This window comes from Sphingomonas sp. (assembly GCF_019746665.1).
In the GTDB taxonomy this organism is placed as follows: domain Bacteria; phylum Pseudomonadota; class Alphaproteobacteria; order Sphingomonadales; family Sphingomonadaceae; genus Sphingomonas.
Genome location: NZ_JAIERS010000017.1, coordinates 116,850 through 134,380, shown reverse-complemented (window position 1 = coordinate 134,380; position 17,531 = coordinate 116,850). Strand labels below are relative to the sequence as shown.

The following is a 17,531-nucleotide window of genomic DNA, read 5'->3' as shown; positions in this document are numbered from 1 at the left end:
GCCTTCGCCGGGGACGGTGGCTTGGTTCAACGGCAGCGCTTCCGCCAGCGCCGTCACCTGGGCGATCGCGGTCGCGGTGTCGGGATAGTCGATCGCGATCGCCGGCACGCCTTGCACCAACCCGGTCAGCGCCGCGAAGCCGCGCTCGCCGAGCGCGACATAGTTGGTCGAGGCTTGCGTCAGCCGCACGAACGCCTCGCTCGCCGGCACCGGGCGGCGGGCGGCGGCGGCGCCGAAGCGCGGGAACAGGATCGCCGCCGGGCGCGCGGGTACGTCCATCGCCGCGAGCGCCGCCGCGTCGGGCAGCAAGTGGCGGATCGTGCCCTTGGGGGTGCCGGTCAGCAGCGGCCCCCAGCGCGCGGCCGGAACCTCGGCGGCGAGCAGGTCGATCGCCGCGTTCTTCAGGCTCACCGGGCGCGGGAAGGGCCAGAGCAGCCCGTCGTCCAGGCCCAGCAGCGCGAACTCGTCCCCCAGCAGCCGCCAGCCGCCCAGCGACAGCAAAGCGGCGAGCGTCGATTTGCCCGCGCCCGACTCGCCCGTCAGGATCAGCGCGCGCCCGTCGCGCTCGACGACGCCGGCGTGGAGCAGCAGATAGCGCCGCTCGCCGAGCGCGAGCTGCAGGTTCATCCCCATCTCCGCCGCCAGCAGCGCCTGGGCGAGCGGCAGCGGCGCGGCATCGGCGAGCCAATAGTCGCCGCCGATCGTCACCGCCGGGCGCAACCAGCGCCGCCACGGGCGCGGCGCCGCCAGCCGCACGCTGTAATCGGCGAAACCGTCCTCGGGCGCGGGGTAATCGCGATAGAGCCCCCGCAGCGTCGCGATCGGCGCGGCCCAATCGGCGCCGACCCGGAACCGCACCGGCCCGACGCGCAGCGTGACCGCGTGCCTCACCCGGCGATCACCTCGACCAGCCCCGCCGCGACCAGCTCGGCGAGCCGCGCCTCAAGCGCCTCCACCCCGCCCGCCAGCTCGAACCGTTCGCCCAGCCGCGCGTGGAGCGTCGCCAGGTCCATCGGCTCGGCGAGCGTCTCCAGGATTTCGGGCGCGGGGGCGCTCAGCAGATGGGTGATGCCCGAGGCGCGGTGATAGACGAGCGCCAACCCGTCGAGCGCCACCGTCCGCAGCGCCGCGGGCGCCGCCGCGCGGTACATCAGCCGCGCGGCATCTGCAGCGAGGCGAAGCAGGTGAAGCCGCTCGTCCCCTGCTGCAGGCGGCGGATATATTGCAGATAGGCCTGGCTGCGCTCGTAATCGGTGCCCGGCAGATTGGCTTGGCCGGCGAGCGCCTTCTTCACATCCTCGCCCTTGAACGGCGTGCCCGCGCCGGGAAAGGCGCCCGCGGTGCCCGCCGGCACCAGCTGGCCATCGGCGGCGATATACTGGCCGGCGCGTGCCGGATCGGGCACCGGAATCTCGCAGGTGAGCACCGAGGCGGCGGTCTGCGCGAGCGCGGGGCGGATCGAGACGATGGCGGACGCGCTCACCGCGCCCAGCATCAGCGCGCGCCGCGTGGTCTTGCCCGGCTGTTCGTCGTCCTGCATCGCCCACCCTTGTCGGCGACAAGCCCTTTCACAATCGTGAAACCTTCGCAAGCCACGGGCGAGGCTTGCACCGTCCCGATTTAGGCTAGACTGTTCGCCCATGCCGCATCCCTTCACCCTTCGCACCCTGGTCGCGCTCGGCGTGGCGGTGGTCGCGATCGTCGCCGGCACGATGTTCGGCGGCGGTGTGGAAGGGGTGACGGTGATGCTCGTCGGCACCGTCGCCGCGGTGCTGACCGCGGCGGGCACCGGCGAATCGGACGCACCTCCCCCGGCCCCCGCCCCCGAACCGCTCGCGCCACCACCCGATGTCCGCGAGCTGCTCGAGGCGATCGGCGAGCCGATCCTGCTGATCGAGGAAGGCCGTGTCGCGCAGGCGAACAGCGGCGCGCGCGCGCTGCTCGGCGGGCACATCATCGGTCAGGACGCGCGGCTCGCCATCCGCCACCCCGCCGCCGCCGAGGCGCTGACCGCGGCGGCGCTCCCCGAACGCGGCGCCCCCGATCCGGTCAGCCTGGTCGGGCTCGGCACGATCGACCAGCGCTGGGAGATGCGGCTCACCGCGCTCAGCGACGGGCGGCGGGTGGTGCATCTGATCGACCAGACCGCGCGCGACGCGGCCGAGCGGATGCGCGTCGATTTCGTCGCCAATGCGAGCCACGAGCTGCGCACCCCGCTCGCCTCGATCCTGGGGTTCGTCGAGACGCTGTCGGATGACAAGGCGGGCGCCGATCCGCAGGTGCGCGCGCGCTTCCTGAACGTGCTGCTGGGCGAGGCGCGGCGGATGCAGCGGCTGGTCGAGGATCTGATCTCGCTGTCGCGGATCGAAGCGGACAAATACCGCCTGCCCGCCACCCCGGTCGATCTCGCGCTGCTGGTCGAGGAGGTTCACGCCGAACTCGCCGATGGGCGCGACCCGCGCACCGAAAATCTGATCGGCGAGATCGACGCGGGCGTGCCCCCGGTCGCGGGGGATCGCGCGCAGCTGAGCCAGTTGCTCCACAATCTGGTGGGCAACGCGATGAAATATGGCCGCGCCGGCACCCCGGTCGTCACCCGGCTGTGGCGCGATACCACCGGCATGGTGCGGATCACGGTGGCGGACGAAGGCGAAGGCATCCCGCCCGAACATCTGCCGCGGCTGACCGAGCGTTTCTACCGCGTCGGCGCCGGGCGCAGCCGGGGCCTGGGCGGCACCGGGCTCGGCCTGTCGATAGTCAAGCACATCGTCGAGCGCCACCGCGGGCGGCTCGATCTGCACAGCGTCGTCGGCAAGGGCACCACGGCAAGCATCGCGCTGCCGCCGATCGCCAATCTCTCCACCCCGGAAGCCACGTCATCAAAAGGAAACATAAACGTCACAAAGGCGCGTGCTTCGGGGTGATAGCGCCGCGAGCGGGGTTCCGGATGGGAGAACGGTCATGCGGCTGAAGCTCGGGTTCATCACCCTGGGGCTGGCGGTGCTGGCGGGGTGCAACGATCAGGCGGCGAGCGGCGGCGCGGGGTCGCGCGATCAGATTCGCATCGTCGGCTCATCCACCGTCTATCCCTTTTCCACTCTGGTCGCCGAACAGTTCCGCACCCAGAACACCGCTTTCAAGGCGCCGGTGGTCGAACAGGGCGGCACGGGCGCGGGCGCCAAGCTGTTCTGCGCGGGCGTGGGCGCGGCGCATCCCGACATTCTCGACGCTTCGCGCCGGCTGACTGCGAGCGAGTATAAAAACTGCACCGACAATGGCGTCGATCGGGTGATCGAGGTGCAGATCGGCCTCGACGGCATCTCGCTCGCCGAATCGACCAACGGCCCCAAGCTGCGACTGAACCCGTCCGACATCTATCTGGCGCTCGCCGCCAACCCGATGGGCAAGACGAATACCGCCAAGTCGTGGAACGAAGTGAACCCGGCGCTGCCGGCGATTCCCATCCAGGTCTATGGCCCGCCTTCGACCAGCGGTACGCGCGATGCCTTCGCCGAAATCCTGATGGAGCGCGGCTGCCTGGCGATCTTCCCCGATTCGCTCAAGATGCGCGAAAAGGAGCCGGACAAGTTCAAGAAGCTGTGCCACGAAATCCGCAGCGACGGCCCCTGGGTCGATGCCGGCGAGAATGACAATCTGATCGTGCAGAAGCTGAAGTCCAACCCCGATGCGGTGGGGGTGTTCGGCTATAGCTATCTCGAACAGAACCCCACCACCTTGGTCGGGGTGCCGGTGGGCGGGGTCTCCCCCACATACGAAACCATCGCCAACGGCCATTATCCGGGATCGCGCCCCTTGTTCATCTATGTGAAGAAGGCGCATCTCGACGCGGTGCCGGGGCTGCGCAAATTCGTCGAGCTTTACGCGACGCTGTGGAATCCGAACGGGCCGCTCACGCGCCGTGGCCTGATCGCGGGGTCGGCCGCGGCGCGCGCGGCGTCGAAGAAGATCATCGAGGATGGCACCACGCTCGATGGCTCGACTCTGAACTGAACCGCCTTGAAGAAGGACGCGGGAGAGCGGGCGGCGGCCTGCTCTCCCGCCGCTTATTTGCTGATACGGATTGCCCTTGTCGACTTTCGCCCTTCTGTTCCTGGTGACCGGCCTCGCGCTGATCGGCGCGCTCACCGCGCGCGTGCGCGCGGTCGCGTTCCGGCGGGGATCGAGCCGGCGCTTCAGCTCGCTGCCGTCGCATCACGCGACCTATGTGGCGCTGTGGACGCTGCTGCCGGCCCTGCTGTTCCTGATCGTCTGGTCGAGCGTGACGCCCGGGCTGGTGACCGACATGGTGATCGCCTCGCCGCTCGCGCATGATCTGCCGCCGCCGGGGTTCGAACGCGGCGCGGTGCTCGGCCAGGCACGCGCCATCGCCCAGGGTCAGGCGATCGCCGGGGCGAACCCGCTCGCGCTGCGGCTCGCCCCCGCTTATGCCGCGGTGCAGGCGCGCTATGACTGGATGGCGACCGCGCTCGCGCTGCTGCTGACGCTCGCGACCGGCGCCTTCGCTTATCTGCGGGTGAAGCCAGACTTCAGCGCGCGCACCCGGATCGAGCGGGTGGTGATGGCGATCCTGCTCGCCGCCTCGCTGATCGCGGTGCTGACGACGCTCGGCATCGTCGGCTCGCTGCTGTTCGAATCGGCGCGCTTCTTCCAGATGGTGCCAGCGACCGACTTCCTGTTCGGCACCCACTGGGCGCCGCAGGTGATCGATCCCGCCCATCCCGGCGCGGCGCTGGGGGCGGTGCCGCTGTTCTGGGGCACCTTCTTCATCGGCGCGGTGATCGCGATGGTGGTCGCGATCCCGCTGGGGCTGATGAGCGCCGTCTATCTCTCGCAATATGCGGAGCCGGCGGTGCGACGCTGGATGAAGCCGATCCTGGAGATCCTCGCCGGCGTGCCGACCGTGGTCTATGGTTATTTCGCCGCCTTGACCGTGGCGCCGGCGGTGCGCGATCTGGCGGTCGCGCTCGGCTTTCGCTTCGCCAGTTCGGAAAGCGCGCTCGCGGCCGGCGTGGTGATGGGGGTGATGATCATTCCCTTCGTCTCCTCGATGGCCGATGATTCGATCGCCGCGGTCCCGCAATCCATGCGCGACGGATCGCTGGCGATGGGCGCGACGGTTTCGGAAACGATCAGCCGGGTGCTGATCCCCGCCGCGTTGCCCGGCGTGGTCGGCGGGGTGCTGCTCGCGGTGAGCCGGGCGATCGGCGAAACGATGATCGTGGTGATGGCCGCCTCGGGCGCGGCGACGATCAGCCTCAACCCGTTCCAGAGCGCGACCACCGTCACCAAGCAGATCGTCGACCTGCTGACCGGCGAGGCCGAATTCGACAGCCCCAAGACGCTCGCCGCCTTCGCGCTGGGCCTCACGCTGTTCGTGATCACCCTGCTGCTCAACATCGTCGCGCTCACGGTCGTGAAGCGCTACCGGGAAGCCTATGAATAGCCCCGCCCCCCGCACCGATTGGCGCGCGCCGGCGATGGCCCGACGGGTGAAGCGGCGCTACGCCGCCGAGCGGCGCTTCCGCCTGCTCGGGCTGTTCGCGGTGGTCGCCTCGGCCGGGTTTCTGGCGTTCCTGCTCGCCAACATGGTGATGAACGGCGCGCAGGGCTTCGTGCAAACGCGACTCGTCATTCCAGTGGATTTTGCGCGCGCGGCGTTGCCCCTCGATGGCGCGAGGCTGCGCGGACCGGGCGCGGAACTGGCTTTGGCGGGCGCGGGACTGCCCGAGCTTGCCACACGCGCGGCCACCGAGGCCTATGGCGAGCGCGGCGCGGCGATGATCGCCGACAGCGGCTGGACCGTGCTGCGCGACGCGCTGAAGCGCGATCCGGGCCTGCTTTCGCGCCGGGTGATGATCGCGATTCCCGCCGCCGCCGCCTTTGACCAGGCCGCGAAGGGCCGCGGCGCCCCCGCGGACCGCGCGCTGATCGACCGACTCCGCGCCAGAGGCCGGGTCGAGACAGGGGTGAGCCTGCCCTTCCTGTTCGGCTCGGATTCGACCGATCCGGTGCAGGCCGGCATCTGGGGTGCGCTGAAGGGCTCGCTCTTCACGATGGCGGTAACGCTGCTGCTCGCCTTCCCGGTGGGCGTGCTCGCCGCCTTGTATCTGGAGGAATACGCCCCCCGCAACGCGCTGACCGACTTCATCGAGGTGTCGATCAACAATCTGGCGGCGGTGCCCTCGATCATCTTCGGGCTGTTGGGGCTGGCGGTGTTCCTCAACCTGTTCGATCTGCCGCGCTCAGCCTCGATCGTCGGCGGGATGACGCTCGCCCTGATGACGATGCCGGTGATCGTGATCGCCGGCCGCAACGCGATCCGCGGCGTGCCGCCCTCGATCCGGGATGCGGCGCTGGGCGTCGGCGCGAGCCCGATCCAGGTGGTGTTCCACCATGTCTTGCCGCTCGCGCTGCCCGGCATCCTCACCGGCACGATCATCGGCATGGCCCGCGCCCTCGGCGAGACCGCGCCGCTGCTGATGATCGGGATGCGCGCCTTCATCGCCACCCCACCCGACAAGCTCACCGATCCCGCCACGGTGCTGCCCGTGCAGATTTTCCTCTGGTCCGATGAGATCGACCGCGCCTTCATCGAGAAGACGAGCGCGGCGATCATCGTGCTCCTGGTTTTCCTCCTCGCGATGAACAGCGTCGCCGTTTATCTGCGCAACAAGTTCGAGACCCGCTGGTGATGACCCCCTCCCCCCGCCGCGCGAAGATGACGGCGCGCTACGTCAACGTCCATTATGGCGACAAGCAAGCGATCAACGACGTCTCGATCGACGTCGAGCTCGATCATGTCACCGCGCTGATCGGGCCTTCGGGCTGCGGCAAATCGACCTTCCTGCGCACGCTCAACCGGATGAACGACACCATTCCCAGCGCGCGGGTGGCAGGCGACATCCAGCTCGACGGCGAGAATATCTACGCGCCCGAAATGGACGTGGTGCAGTTGCGCGCGCGTGTCGGCATGGTGTTCCAGAAGCCCAACCCCTTCCCCAAGAGTATCTATGAGAACGTGGCCTATGGCCCGCGCATCCACGGCCTCGCCGCCGGGCGCGGGCAAATGGACGCGATCGTCGAGCAATCGCTGCGCCGCGCCGGGCTTTGGGACGAGGTAAAGGACCGGCTCTCGGACAGCGGTACCACCCTTTCCGGCGGCCAGCAGCAGCGGTTGTGCATCGCCCGCGCGATCGCGGTCGACCCCGAAGTCATCCTGATGGACGAGCCCTGCTCGGCGCTCGATCCGATCGCGACCGCGAAGATCGAAGAACTGATCCATGAGTTCAAGGGCCGCTATGCGGTCGTGATCGTCACGCACAACATGCAGCAGGCGGCGCGCGTTTCGCAGCGCACCGCGTTTTTTCACCTGGGGCAGTTGATCGAATATGGCGCGACCAGCGACATCTTCACCAACCCGCGCCAGGAACGGACCAAGGACTATATCACCGGCCGCTACGGCTGAGGGGAGTTTCGGTGGAGCATACCGTCAAGGCGTTCGACGACGACATCACCCGGCTGCGCGGCCTGATCGCGCAGATGGGGGGCCTCGCCGAACAGGCCATTATCGGCTCGATGCAGGCGCTGCAGCGCCACGATCTGGAGGGCGCGGCCGCGATCGTCGCTGGCGACAAGCGGATCGACGCGTTCGAGCAGGAAGTCGAACGGCTGGCGGTGCAGATCATCGCGCTGCGCGCCCCGCTCGCCGACGATCTGCGCGAGGTGGTCGCCGCGCTTAAGATCGCGAGCGTGGTCGAGCGGATCGGCGATTATGCCAAGAACATCGCCCGTCGGGTCGCCGCGATCGAGGATCATGGCGATATCGAGCCTTTGTCGGTGCTCCCGGCGATGGCGCACATGGCGAGCCAGATGGTGCATGACGTGCTCGACGCCTTCGCGGCGCGCGATCCCGACGCGGCGATTCGGGTGAGCGAAAGCGACCGGGCGCTCGACGATTTCTACAACAGCCTGTTCCGGGTGCTCGTCACCTACATGATGGAAAACCCGGCCAGCATCGGCCAGGTCGCGCATCTGCTGTTCGTCGCCAAGAATCTGGAACGCGTTGGCGACCATGCCACCAACGTGGCCGAAATGGTTTATTACGCCGCGACCGGCGTCCACATGGGCGAGCGCGAGCGCGGCACCGCACCGATCGTCTGACGGGAGGCTAGGATGGCACGCGCGAAAATGTTACTGGTGGAGGACGATGCCTCGCTTGCCGAACTGCTCGTCTGGCACTTCAAGCGCGAGGATTTCGACGTAAAGCAGACCCCCGATGGCGAGGAGGCGCTGCTGCTAGCGAAGGAAGCGACCCCCGACATCGTTTTGCTCGACTGGATGGTGGAAGGGCTGTCGGGCATCGAAGTCTGCCGTCGGCTGCGGCGAATGCCCGAGACGGCCAATGTCCCGATCATCATGCTCACCGCGCGGGGCGAAGAGGAAGACCGGGTGCGCGGTCTCGAGACCGGGGCGGACGATTACGTCACCAAGCCTTTCTCCCCGCGCGAGCTGGTTGCGCGGGTCGGCGCGGTTCTGCGGCGCGTACGCCCCGCGCTCGCCGGCGAGCAGCTCACTTATGCCGATATCGAGATGGACACGGTCGGCCATAAGGTGCGCCGGGGTGGCGAGGTGATCCCCCTCGGCCCCACGGAGTTCCGCCTTCTCAAGCACTTCCTGGAACATCCGGGCTGGGTGTTCAGCCGCGAGCGCCTGCTCGACGCGGTGTGGGGGCACGATAGCGACATCGAGAGCCGCACCGTCGACGTGCATATTCGCCGCCTGCGCAAGGCGATCAACGTGGGCGACCGCCCCGACATCATCCGCACCGTCCGCTCGGCGGGCTATGCGCTGGACGCGGGGACCTGAGGCCAGGGCGACGGACCCGGCGCAGCGCGCGGGCGTTGTTGCGCGCGAGCGCGCCGCTGGGGCGCGTGGGCTATAGGAGGCTTGCCCCATGAAGATCATCGCCGCCGCGATCGCGCTGATCGCCACCCCCGCGCTGGCCCAGACCGCCGGCCAGCAGACCCCGCCGCCCGAGCAACAAGGGCAGATGGGCGCGGGTCAGGCTGACCAGACCGGCCAGTCGAGCCAGACGACCGAACCGACCACTTTGTCCACTTCCAGCGCGCCCTCGAACGGTCCGCGCGCGCGCCGCGCCCGTGCCGCGCAGGGCAACAACGCCGCCGCGCAGCTCGGGGGCGGCCTCGCGCCGTCCCAGCCGGCCTTGCAGGGAACGCCGCAACCGGGCGCACAGATTCAGTTCGTGCCGGCACCGCCGCCGGCGCAGGCCTTCCCCGCCCCTGCCCCGCTCGACAGCTATCCGGTGTGCAAGAAGGGCCAATATGACAAGTGCCGCGAACCCGGCAGCGCCGCGACCGGCGAGCGCCGCCGCAAACGGCGATAGCGCGTGGCCTGGGCAGGGCATGAGCCGCGTTGGACCCCGCGCCGCCCCTCCCCTTGCTCTCCCGTGATGATCCTCTAGGAACGGCGCCAGCCAATTCTTGGAGGATCGCCATGACCATTCGTTTCGACAACCGCGTCGCCATCGTCACCGGCGCCGGCGGCGGGCTCGGGCGCGCTTATGCGCTCGAACTTGCCCGGCGCGGCGCGAAGGTGGTGGTCAACGACCTCGGCGGCGCGCGCGACGGCACCGGCCATTCGGACGCCGCGTTGAAAGTGGTCGAGGAAATCGAGGCGCTCGGCGGCGAGGCGATGTCGAACGGTGGCTCGGTGACCGACTATGACCAGATGGTCGAGATGGTCGCCAAGGCCAAGGAGCGCTGGGGCGGCGTCCATATCCTGATCAACAATGCGGGCGTGCTGCGCGACAAGAGCTTCACCAAGATGGAGCCCGCCGATTTCCGCTTCGTGATCGACGTGCATCTCAACGGCTCGGCCAATTGCACCAAGGCGGTGTGGGATACGATGCGCGACCAGGCCTATGGCCGCATCCTGATGACCGCGAGCTCGACCGGGCTGTTCGGCAATTTCGGCCAGGCCAATTACGGCGCCGCCAAGCTCGGCCTCGCGGGACTCACCAAGACGCTTTATCTGGAGGGCGCGAAGTATAATGTCCGCGTCAACACGATCGCTCCGGTCGCGGGCACGCGGATGACCGAGGACCTGTTCCCCGCCGAGGCTTTCGCCGCCTTCGCCCCCGAAAAGGTGGTGCCGGCCGCGCTCTATCTGGTGAGCGAGGATGCGCCCGCCAATGCGATCGTCGGCGCGGGCGCGGGGGTGTTCCAGGCGTCCTACGTCACCCTCACCCAGGGCAAGCTGCTGACCGGCGATGACCTGTCGCCGGAGGGTGTCGCCGCCAATTGGGCGGCGATCACCGACCGAACGGGCGAGATCGTCCCCAATTCGGGTGCCGAGCAGTCGATGATCATTCTGAAGCACCTCCAGGGGGGCTGAGAGTCCGTTTGAAAAAGGCGCGCTGCGCCTTTTTCACGGCGGTTCCGGCCCGCACCCCCACCCGGCCACCCAACGGTAGTATTCTATGGGTGGCCGGGTGGGGGTGCGGGCCGGAACCGCGAAATGCGCCTCTAGCGCATTTCCAAACGGCCTCTGACCCCCGCGTATTGTTTCGCTAACACAGTCGTGCTATACCTGCCCAACACAGTGGGAGCAGGCCGATGTACAGCGAGGGCGAAATCGAAGCCGCGGTAGGCGCGGGGGTGATCAGCCCCGACGCCGCCGCGGCGCTACGCAACTATATCGCGGCCCAGCGCGCCGCCCCCGCGGTCGATGAAGAGCAGTTCCGGCTGCTCACCGGCTTCAACGATATCTTCGTGAGCGTCGCGCTGGCGCTCGCGATCGGCGCGATCGCCCAGATCGGCTGGCAGGCGGCGCCCTGGCTCGGTGGGGCGGGCGTCGCGGCGGCGAGCTGGGGCGCGGCCGAGTTCTTCACCCGCCGCCGGCGCATGGCGCTGCCGAGCATCCTGCTGCTGCTCGCCTTCGTCGGCGGTGTAGCGGCGGTGCCGATCGGGGTCATCGCCCGGATCGAGCCTGATTGGCCGCAGAGCACCGCCGCGCTCGTCGGCATGGGCATTGCCCTGCTCGCCGGGGGTGCGGCCGGGCTGCACTGGCGACGCTTCCGCGTGCCGATCACGGTCGCGGCGGGCACCATCGCCTGCGTGGGCGCGGCACTCGGACTGGCGGGCTGGCTGATGCCGAACGCCGAGCGGCTGCTCTACCCGGTCGCGCTGTCTGGCGGGCTCGCGACCTTCGCGCTGGCGATGTGGTGGGATATGTCGGACCGCGAGCGCCGCACGCGCCGCGCCGATGTCGCCTTCTGGCTGCACCTTGCCGCCGCACCGCTGATCGCGCATCCGGTGTTCCAGCTGCTGGGCGTGTTCGGCCAGGAAATCGGCATGGGCCAGGCGCTGCTGGTACTGGGGCTATACCTGCTGTTCGCCTTCGTCGCGCTCGCGGTCGATCGGCGCGCGCTGCTGGTGTCGAGCCTGGTCTATGTGCTCTACGCGATGACGGCTTTGTTCCGCCAGGCGGGCGCGATCGAGCTTTCCGCCGCGCTCACCGCGCTGGTGATTGGCAGCGCGCTGCTGCTGCTCTCGGTGTTCTGGCACACGATGCGCGCGCGGGTGGTGGCGCTGCTCGGCGGGCTCGAGCGGCGGCTGCCACCGGTGCAGGTGGTGGTGCCGGCGTGAGCGACCTCCTCCTCCTCTCCATCAGGGGAGGAGGTTGGGCGGCGGGGTCGATAACGAACGCGTCTCGGGTAATCCGTCCCCTACCCTGACACAGAGCGGCTCAACGTAGCGCCGATATCGCTCCCTACTCCGCCACCAGCTTGAGCAGCCGCCGCTCGACCGGGGCGAGGACCGGGCCGAGTTCATGCCCGCGTTTCAGGACCGCGCCGCCCTCGCCGATCAGCGCCCATTGCCCCTGGCGCTGGCGCAAGGCGGGGCGCTTTTCGATGCGAAACTCGGGACGTTCGGCGGCGCGACGGAAGGCGGCGAACACCGCCGCCTCGCGTCCCAGCTCGATCGCGTAATCGCGCCACTGGCCGGCGGCGACCATCCGGCCATAAAGATCGAGGATGCGCATCAGCTCGGCGCGCTCGAAGCCGATCTGGCCGCCGCGCGCCGGCACCGGAAAGGGCGTGACGCTCCCCATCAATGGCGATCGCTGAGCGCCTTGGAACCGTCACCGCCCGATTGATCGGCGAGCAATTGCGCGACCTGCGCCTTCAGCTGCTCCAGCTCGCAGCGCAGCAGCTCCACCTTCTGGGTCTCGGGATCGAACATGTCGCTGCACGGCGTACCATAGGGGACGAAGCGCTTCTCGCTCTTGCCGCCCTCGATCATCGTTGGCCGCGCGGGGATGCCGACCATCACCGCGCCAGCGGGTACGTCCTTGGTCACCACCACATTGGCACCGACCCGCGCGCCGGGACCGACCACGATCGGGCCGAGCACCTGCGCGCCCGAACCAATGATCACCCCGTCCGACAAGGTAGGGTGGCGCTTGCCTGCCACGCCGTCGTCGGGGCTGGTGCCGCCCAAGGTCACGCACTGATAGATCGTCACATTATCCCCGATTTCGGCGGTTTCGCCGATCACGGTGAAGCCGTGGTCGATGAAGAAGTTCCGCCCGATCGTGGCGCCCGGGTGGATGTCGATCGTCGTCAGGAAGCGCGAGAGGTGGTTCACCGCGCGGGCAAGGAAGAATAGCCGCGCACGGAACAGGGCATGCGCGAGCCGGTGCCAGCCAAGCGCGTGGACGCCGGGATACAATAAAATCTCCCAACGCGATCGCGGCGCCGGATCGCGCGCCTTGATCGAGTCGAGATAGGCGATCAGCCGCCGGAACATGCACTACCCCTTTCAACGCTCTGGCCGCTTATCTAGGCGATTGGGCGCGCGACTTCCATAAGCCAGCCCGCGCCCAAGCATGGCTTGCCGTCTCCCAAGCTTTCGTGCCTTAACGTGGCGGCGGGCGCGGGCAGGATGCGGCGATGGCAGGGTTTGCGTGGGATCAGGTGCTGCCGTTCGTCGCCGTGGGGTTTCTGGCGCAGCTGGTGGATGGCGCGCTCGGCATGGCGTTCGGGCTGATCAACTCTACCCTGATGGTAAGCCTACTTGGTGTGTCTCCCGCCGCCGCTTCGGCCAGCATCCATGCGGTGGAGGCGTTCACCACCGCCGCCTCGGGCGCGAGCCATATCGCCCACCGCAATGTCGACTGGCGGCTGCTGCGCCGGCTGGTGCTGCCCGGAATCCTGGGCGGGGTGCTGGGCGCGGGTCTGCTGGTGAGCATCGACGCCTCGGTCGCACGGCCGTTCGTGATGGCCTATCTCGCGGCGATCGGGCTGTATCTGCTGTTCCGCGCCTGGCAAGGCACGCCCGAGCCGCGCGCGCCACGCGTAATCGCGCCGCTGGGTCTGGTCGGCGGGTTCCTCGATGCGGCGGGTGGCGGCGGCTGGGGGCCGGTGGTGACCTCCAACCTACTGCTGCAAGGCGCGGACCCACGGCGGACGATCGGCACCGTCAACACCGCCGAATTCTTCCTGACGGCGACTGTCTCGGCGACCTTTCTGGTGACGATGGGGCCGGCCGCGTTCACGCTGGCGGCGATCGGGGTGCTGATCGGCGGGCTGCTCGCCGCGCCGCTGGGGGGCGTGCTCGCCAAGCGGGTGCCGGCACGGCCGCTGATGGCGCTCGTCGGCCTGCTGCTAACGGCGACGAGCGCTTACACGATCTGGCGGAGCTGGTAGCGGCTCAGCCGCGCGGGGCGAGCTTGCGTAGCGTGGTGAGCGTCGCGTCGAAGCGGTCGGCGCGCTGCTGGCGGTCGACCACGCCGCGTTCGAGTCGTTCCAGCAATGCGCTGATCGTCGCTTCGGTATCGCGCGGCGCGGGATCGCGCGCCAGCGCGGGCACGCTCGGGGTCGGGACCGGAAGATCGAACGTCGCGATTCGCTCGCCCGGGCCGAACGGCTGCACGCTGGCGAACGCGCCCGGATCATAAGCCGATAGCGGGACATCGAGGTCGGCGGGCAGCGGCCGTTCGACCGGCGGCTGCGCGACCTCGGCGGCCTTGGCCCGGACTTCGAGGAATGGCGTGCCCAGCTCCCGCGTTGCAAGCAACGGCGCGCGCGGGGGAGCGTCGGGATGGGCGTCGGCGCGGCGCAGCACCGGGATGGTGGGATCGACCAGTTCGTCCTCCGGACCAAAGGCGAGCGTGCGCCCGCCAAACGCCAGGAACAACGCGAACCACAGGACGCCGCCCAGGAACACGCCCGAGAACAAGGCGATGGCGAGCCGGGCGGTGAAGCCCAGTGGAGGCTCGGCGGCGGCGATCACCGCCGGGATACCGCTTGTGAGCACCAGCCCTTCAAGTCGATCGAGCGGCAGCAGCAGGAACGTCGCGGCCGTCAGCACGCCAAGCGCCAGGCCCGCGGCGGGGGCGAGCGCGAAACTCAGGCGTTGGCGGCGGAGAAACCCTTCCATGCGCCCATCCTATCGCGCCGATCGCTTAGCTTTTGGTAAATTGGCGCGTAACGCCCGACATTTACCGCCCAATTACGCTCATTTTCAACGAAATCGCGCCCAGCGTCGCGTCGTCCCGGCCAATTGGCGCGATCAGCGAGCAGATCCGCGAGCGCCGTCGCCATCGCCGCCGGATCGTCGGGCGGAAACAGCGTGCCCGTCACGCCATCGGCAATCAGCTCCCGATGGCCGCCAACGTCGGACGCGGCGACGAGGCGCCGCTGCGCCATCGCCTCCAGCGGCTTCAACGGGGTGACGAGATCGGTGAGGCGCATCTTCTTGCGCGGATAGGCGAGCACGTCGATCAGCGCATAGTAACGCTCGACCGCGCTGTGCGGCACTCGACCGACGAAGCGGATCGCGTGCGCCGCCGCCGATGCCGCTGCCTGCGCCCGAAGCGCCTCCTCCATCGGCCCACCGCCCACCAGCAGCAACCGCGCCTGAGGCCGCCGAGCGACCAGCGCGGGCATCGCCGCGATCAGATCGTCGAGCCCTTCATAATCATAGAAGCTGCCGATAAAGCCGATCGTCTCGGCGCCGACCAGGTCAAGCTCGGCGGCGAGCGCCGTATCGGGCGGGGGCGGCGCGCCGAACAGCGACAGATCGACCCCGTTGGGCGAAACGATGATTTTCTCCGGCGTCACGCCCCGCGCGATCAGGTCGCCGCGTAGGCCTTCGCAGATCACGGCGACCGCATCGGCGCGGCGGACCGCATGGCTTTCAAGCGCGCGGGTCAGGCGATAGTGGAGCGATCCCTCGCGCCCCTGGCCGTTGCCGACGCGCGCATCCTCCCAAAAGGCGCGAATTTCATAGACGAGCGGCAGCCCGAACCGGCGGCGCAGGCGCAAGCCGGCAAGCGCGGTAAGCACCGGCGAATGGGCGTGGAGAATGTCCGGCCGGAACGCCTCGATCGCCTCTGCCCCGCGGCCGGCGAGTGCCGCGACTTCCTGCCATTCGCCGAGCGGGCTCGGGCGGCGCGGCGGCGGCGTGGTGCGGTAGAAATCGATGCCGTCGATCGTCTCGAACGGCGCCGCGCTCTCGCCCTGGCGCGCGCTCGTCACCGCCGCCACCGTCCAGCCGCGCGCCTGCATCGCCTTCAGGATCGCGCGGGTACGGAAGGTATAGCCGCTGTGCAGCGGCAATCCGTGATCGAGCAGGTGCAGGATACGCATGGCGCCGTCCTGACACGCGCGTGTTTAACGCGGCGATAACGCGCGCGCCTTACACCTTTCCCGCGAAGGGAGCGGCAGATGATCGACAATTTCGCGCTTGGCCTGTCGCACGGGCTGATGGTGCTCGCCGCGATCCTGCTGCTCCGCCGCCGCGATCTGGACCGGGAGCGCTCGCCACGCGATCGCAAGCAGCGGGGCGATCCCGGTGCGTGATCTTGCCTTCATCGCCTTTCTGGGCGCGCTGTTCGGGCTCGGCTTTCGCCGCCCGTTCCTGTTCGTGCTCACCTATGTCTATATCGACATCGTCTCGCCGCAGCGGCTGACTTATTTGCTCCTCAATTCGGTGCCCATCTCGCTGATCGCGGTCGCCCTAGCGGTGGGCAGCTGGCTGTTGTTCGATGACAAGCGCGACGTGCGCCTCGCGCCGCGCCAGGGGCTGATCCTGCTGCTGCTCATCTATTGCGGCGCGACGACGCTTACCGCCGATTTCCCGGTCGATGCTGTCGGCAAATGGGAATGGGTGTGGAAAGCGCTCGCCTTCGCGATCTTCCTGCCGCTCACCTTGCGCACCAAGCTCCGGATCGAGGCGCTGCTGCTGTTCATGATCCTGTCGGCGAGCTCGATCGTCATCGTCGGCGGGATCAAGACACTGGCCTCGGGGGGCGGCTATGGCGAGCTGAACCTGATGGTCTCGAACAATTCGGGGCTCTACGAAGGCTCGATCATCTCGACCGTCGCGATCTGCATCATCCCGCTGATCCTGTGGTTCGCGCGCCACGGCACGATCTTCAAGCCCGACTGGCGGGTGAAGATCTTCTGCTACGCGCTGGTGTTCGCCTGCCTGCTGATCCCGGTCGGCACTTCGGCGCGCACCGGCTTGCTGTGCATCGGGCTGCTCGCGCTGCTGATGCTACGCGATGCCAAGCGTCGGTTCCTGTATCTCGCCTTGATGGCGGCCGCGCCGGTCGTCGCCTATCCATTCCTGCCGCCGAGCTTCCTCGCGCGGATGGACACGATCCGCACCTATAAGGGCGACAGCTCGGCCTCCACGCGGGTCGCGGTTTGGCAATGGACGATCGACTACGCAAAGTCCCATCCGTTCGGCGGCGGGTTCGAGGCGTATCGCGGCAACCATGTCCGCTACGACATCATCGTCGTGGAGGGGGACAAGAACAACCAGGTGATCAAGCGCGCGCTGGAGGTCGACAAGTCCCGCGCCTATCACAGCAGTTATTTCGAGATGCTCGGCGAGCAGGGTTATCCCGGGCTGGCGCTGTGGCTGTTGCTCAACCTGATCGGCGTGGTGCGGATGGAAGTGCTGCGCTGGCGCTATCTGCGCGGCGCGGAGGAAACGCTGTGGGCGGGCCAGCTTGCGAGCGGGCTCCAGATGGCGCACCTGATCTATCTGCTCGGCGGTGCGTTCGTCGGGATCGCCTTCCAACCCTTCGTTTATATGCTGATCGGGGCGCAGATCGGGCTCGACACCTATCTCGCGCGCAAGCGTGAAGAGGCGGCCTGGCAACCATTCCGAGCCAAAGCCGCCATTGCGGCCTGACCAGCTGCGTATCACATAAAAACCGTCACCCCGGCGCCGAGGCCGGGATGACGGCGTGATAAAGTGTCGGAATCAGAGGTCGACTCAGATATCGTCGCCGAGCAGACCCTTCACCTTGCCCTTCACCTGCTCACCCTTGCCCTTGGCTTCCTGAGCGGCGCCATCGGCCTTGGTTTCAGGATCGTTGCTCATCTGCTTCGCCTTGCCGATGGCCTCGTTGATATTGCCTTTGATCTTGTCGCCCAATTCACCCATGGAACGTCTCCTTTCCATCGGGCGAAC

General features: G+C 68.4%; 20 protein-coding genes and 1 pseudogene. 13 read left to right on the top strand and 8 right to left on the bottom strand.

Going from position 1 to position 17,531, the window contains the following annotated elements:
- Positions 1-48: 48 nt before the first annotated feature.
- The 3 genes and pseudogenes from K2X73_RS11875 to K2X73_RS11865 form a co-directional block, all read right to left on the bottom strand.
- A pseudogene (locus K2X73_RS11875) lies at positions 49-891 on the bottom strand (HprK-related kinase A); the annotation flags it as partial.
- Positions 888-1,151: an HPr-rel-A system PqqD family peptide chaperone gene (locus tag K2X73_RS11870; protein ID WP_365980628.1), complete on the bottom strand. Its 264-nt coding sequence runs from the start codon at positions 1,149-1,151 to the stop codon at positions 888-890. The pseudogene K2X73_RS11875 and the gene K2X73_RS11870, both read right to left, overlap by 4 nt.
- Entirely contained in the window at positions 1,151-1,540 is a 390-nt protein-coding gene (locus tag K2X73_RS11865; RefSeq protein ID WP_294111130.1) for a hypothetical protein, read from the bottom strand. The genes K2X73_RS11870 and K2X73_RS11865 overlap by 1 nt, the downstream gene beginning before the upstream one ends.
- Positions 1,541-1,640: 100 nt before the next feature.
- Between K2X73_RS11865 and K2X73_RS11860 the strand changes: the two genes are divergently transcribed.
- The 10 genes from K2X73_RS11860 to K2X73_RS11815 all read left to right on the top strand — a co-directional run bounded on the left by K2X73_RS11860 (position 1,641) and on the right by K2X73_RS11815 (position 11,687).
- On the top strand, positions 1,641-2,924 hold the full coding sequence (locus K2X73_RS11860) for an ATP-binding protein (RefSeq protein WP_294111128.1): 1,284 nt from the start codon (positions 1,641-1,643) through the stop codon (positions 2,922-2,924).
- Between the two features lie 37 nt (positions 2,925-2,961).
- Positions 2,962-4,011, top strand: a complete 1,050-nt coding sequence (locus K2X73_RS11855; protein WP_294111127.1) for a substrate-binding domain-containing protein — start codon at positions 2,962-2,964, stop codon at positions 4,009-4,011.
- 76 nt (positions 4,012-4,087) lie between these two features.
- Positions 4,088-5,464, top strand: coding sequence for a phosphate ABC transporter permease subunit PstC (pstC, locus tag K2X73_RS11850; RefSeq protein ID WP_294111126.1), 1,377 nt, complete (start codon positions 4,088-4,090; stop codon positions 5,462-5,464).
- 34 nt (positions 5,465-5,498) lie between these two features.
- Positions 5,499-6,713, top strand: a complete 1,215-nt coding sequence (pstA, locus tag K2X73_RS11845; protein ID WP_294111125.1) for a phosphate ABC transporter permease PstA — start codon at positions 5,499-5,501, stop codon at positions 6,711-6,713.
- Positions 6,713-7,486: a phosphate ABC transporter ATP-binding protein PstB gene (pstB, locus tag K2X73_RS11840; protein ID WP_294111124.1), complete on the top strand. Its 774-nt coding sequence runs from the start codon at positions 6,713-6,715 to the stop codon at positions 7,484-7,486. Before pstA ends, pstB begins: the two co-directional genes overlap by 1 nt.
- An 11-nt stretch (positions 7,487-7,497) precedes the next feature.
- Positions 7,498-8,181, top strand: a complete 684-nt coding sequence (phoU, locus tag K2X73_RS11835) for a phosphate signaling complex protein PhoU (protein ID WP_294111123.1) — start codon at positions 7,498-7,500, stop codon at positions 8,179-8,181.
- Between the two features lie 12 nt (positions 8,182-8,193).
- Positions 8,194-8,886, top strand: coding sequence for a phosphate regulon transcriptional regulator PhoB (gene phoB / locus K2X73_RS11830; RefSeq protein ID WP_294111122.1), 693 nt, complete (start codon positions 8,194-8,196; stop codon positions 8,884-8,886).
- 88 nt (positions 8,887-8,974) lie between these two features.
- Positions 8,975-9,424 carry a hypothetical protein gene (locus tag K2X73_RS11825; protein ID WP_294111121.1) on the top strand — a complete coding sequence of 150 codons (450 nt, stop codon included), beginning with the start codon at positions 8,975-8,977 and terminating at the stop codon, positions 9,422-9,424.
- Between the two features lie 110 nt (positions 9,425-9,534).
- Complete coding sequence (locus K2X73_RS11820) at positions 9,535-10,434, top strand: SDR family NAD(P)-dependent oxidoreductase (RefSeq protein ID WP_294111120.1); 900 nt, start codon at positions 9,535-9,537, stop codon at positions 10,432-10,434.
- Between the two features lie 221 nt (positions 10,435-10,655).
- Positions 10,656-11,687: a hypothetical protein gene (locus K2X73_RS11815; protein ID WP_294111119.1), complete on the top strand. Its 1,032-nt coding sequence runs from the start codon at positions 10,656-10,658 to the stop codon at positions 11,685-11,687.
- A gap of 124 nt (positions 11,688-11,811) precedes the next feature.
- On the opposite strand, the gene K2X73_RS11810 is transcribed toward K2X73_RS11815, so the two are convergent.
- On the bottom strand, positions 11,812-12,153 hold the full coding sequence (locus K2X73_RS11810) for a DUF2794 domain-containing protein (protein WP_294111118.1): 342 nt from the start codon (positions 12,151-12,153) through the stop codon (positions 11,812-11,814).
- On the bottom strand, positions 12,153-12,851 hold the full coding sequence (gene epsC, locus K2X73_RS11805) for a serine O-acetyltransferase EpsC (protein ID WP_294111117.1): 699 nt from the start codon (positions 12,849-12,851) through the stop codon (positions 12,153-12,155). Before epsC ends, K2X73_RS11810 begins: the two co-directional genes overlap by 1 nt.
- Before the next feature lie 143 nt (positions 12,852-12,994).
- Here epsC and K2X73_RS11800 point away from each other — a divergent pair, with 143 nt between their 5' ends.
- Positions 12,995-13,750, top strand: a complete 756-nt coding sequence (locus K2X73_RS11800; protein ID WP_294111115.1) for a sulfite exporter TauE/SafE family protein — start codon at positions 12,995-12,997, stop codon at positions 13,748-13,750.
- A gap of 4 nt (positions 13,751-13,754) precedes the next feature.
- Here K2X73_RS11800 and K2X73_RS11795 read toward each other — a convergent pair whose 3' ends face one another.
- Positions 13,755-14,483 carry a hypothetical protein gene (locus K2X73_RS11795; RefSeq protein WP_294111114.1) on the bottom strand — a complete coding sequence of 243 codons (729 nt, stop codon included), beginning with the start codon at positions 14,481-14,483 and terminating at the stop codon, positions 13,755-13,757.
- Positions 14,453-15,694 (bottom strand): TIGR04063 family PEP-CTERM/XrtA system glycosyltransferase, encoded by a 1,242-nt coding sequence (locus K2X73_RS11790; protein WP_294111112.1) that lies wholly within the window; start codon positions 15,692-15,694, stop codon positions 14,453-14,455. The genes K2X73_RS11795 and K2X73_RS11790 overlap by 31 nt, the downstream gene beginning before the upstream one ends.
- Positions 15,695-15,772: 78 nt before the next feature.
- Here K2X73_RS11790 and K2X73_RS11785 point away from each other — a divergent pair, with 78 nt between their 5' ends.
- Positions 15,773-15,907, top strand: a complete 135-nt coding sequence (locus K2X73_RS11785; RefSeq protein ID WP_294111110.1) for a hypothetical protein — start codon at positions 15,773-15,775, stop codon at positions 15,905-15,907.
- On the top strand, positions 15,900-17,249 hold the full coding sequence (locus K2X73_RS11780) for a putative O-glycosylation ligase, exosortase A system-associated (protein WP_294111107.1): 1,350 nt from the start codon (positions 15,900-15,902) through the stop codon (positions 17,247-17,249). Before K2X73_RS11785 ends, K2X73_RS11780 begins: the two co-directional genes overlap by 8 nt.
- A gap of 84 nt (positions 17,250-17,333) precedes the next feature.
- Here K2X73_RS11780 and K2X73_RS11775 read toward each other — a convergent pair whose 3' ends face one another.
- Positions 17,334-17,504, bottom strand: coding sequence for a CsbD family protein (locus tag K2X73_RS11775; protein WP_294111106.1), 171 nt, complete (start codon positions 17,502-17,504; stop codon positions 17,334-17,336).
- Positions 17,505-17,531: the final 27 nt, after the last annotated feature.

Excerpts from the sequence above, each read along its gene's own strand:
- K2X73_RS11795 (WP_294111114.1), bottom strand. The coding sequence starts at position 14,483 with ATGGAAGGGTTTCTCCGCCGCCAACGCCTGAGTTTCGCGCTCGCCCCC.
- K2X73_RS11815 (WP_294111119.1), top strand. The coding sequence starts at position 10,656 with ATGTACAGCGAGGGCGAAATCGAAGCCGCGGTAGGCGCGGGGGTGATC.
- pstA (WP_294111125.1), top strand. The coding sequence starts at position 5,499 with ATGGCCCGACGGGTGAAGCGGCGCTACGCCGCCGAGCGGCGCTTCCGC.
- K2X73_RS11775 (WP_294111106.1), bottom strand. The coding sequence starts at position 17,504 with ATGGGTGAATTGGGCGACAAGATCAAAGGCAATATCAACGAGGCCATC.
- K2X73_RS11785 (WP_294111110.1), top strand. The coding sequence starts at position 15,773 with ATGATCGACAATTTCGCGCTTGGCCTGTCGCACGGGCTGATGGTGCTC.
- K2X73_RS11870 (WP_365980628.1), bottom strand. The coding sequence starts at position 1,151 with ATGTACCGCGCGGCGGCGCCCGCGGCGCTGCGGACGGTGGCGCTCGAC.
- pstB (WP_294111124.1), top strand. The coding sequence starts at position 6,713 with ATGACCCCCTCCCCCCGCCGCGCGAAGATGACGGCGCGCTACGTCAAC.
- K2X73_RS11825 (WP_294111121.1), top strand. The coding sequence starts at position 8,975 with ATGAAGATCATCGCCGCCGCGATCGCGCTGATCGCCACCCCCGCGCTG.
- K2X73_RS11860 (WP_294111128.1), top strand. The coding sequence starts at position 1,641 with ATGCCGCATCCCTTCACCCTTCGCACCCTGGTCGCGCTCGGCGTGGCG.
- K2X73_RS11800 (WP_294111115.1), top strand. The coding sequence starts at position 12,995 with ATGGCAGGGTTTGCGTGGGATCAGGTGCTGCCGTTCGTCGCCGTGGGG.
- phoB (WP_294111122.1), top strand. The coding sequence starts at position 8,194 with ATGGCACGCGCGAAAATGTTACTGGTGGAGGACGATGCCTCGCTTGCC.
- epsC (WP_294111117.1), bottom strand. The coding sequence starts at position 12,851 with ATGTTCCGGCGGCTGATCGCCTATCTCGACTCGATCAAGGCGCGCGAT.
- K2X73_RS11865 (WP_294111130.1), bottom strand. The coding sequence starts at position 1,540 with ATGCAGGACGACGAACAGCCGGGCAAGACCACGCGGCGCGCGCTGATG.
- K2X73_RS11855 (WP_294111127.1), top strand. The coding sequence starts at position 2,962 with ATGCGGCTGAAGCTCGGGTTCATCACCCTGGGGCTGGCGGTGCTGGCG.
- K2X73_RS11790 (WP_294111112.1), bottom strand. The coding sequence starts at position 15,694 with ATGCGTATCCTGCACCTGCTCGATCACGGATTGCCGCTGCACAGCGGC.
- K2X73_RS11820 (WP_294111120.1), top strand. The coding sequence starts at position 9,535 with ATGACCATTCGTTTCGACAACCGCGTCGCCATCGTCACCGGCGCCGGC.
- K2X73_RS11810 (WP_294111118.1), bottom strand. The coding sequence starts at position 12,153 with ATGGGGAGCGTCACGCCCTTTCCGGTGCCGGCGCGCGGCGGCCAGATC.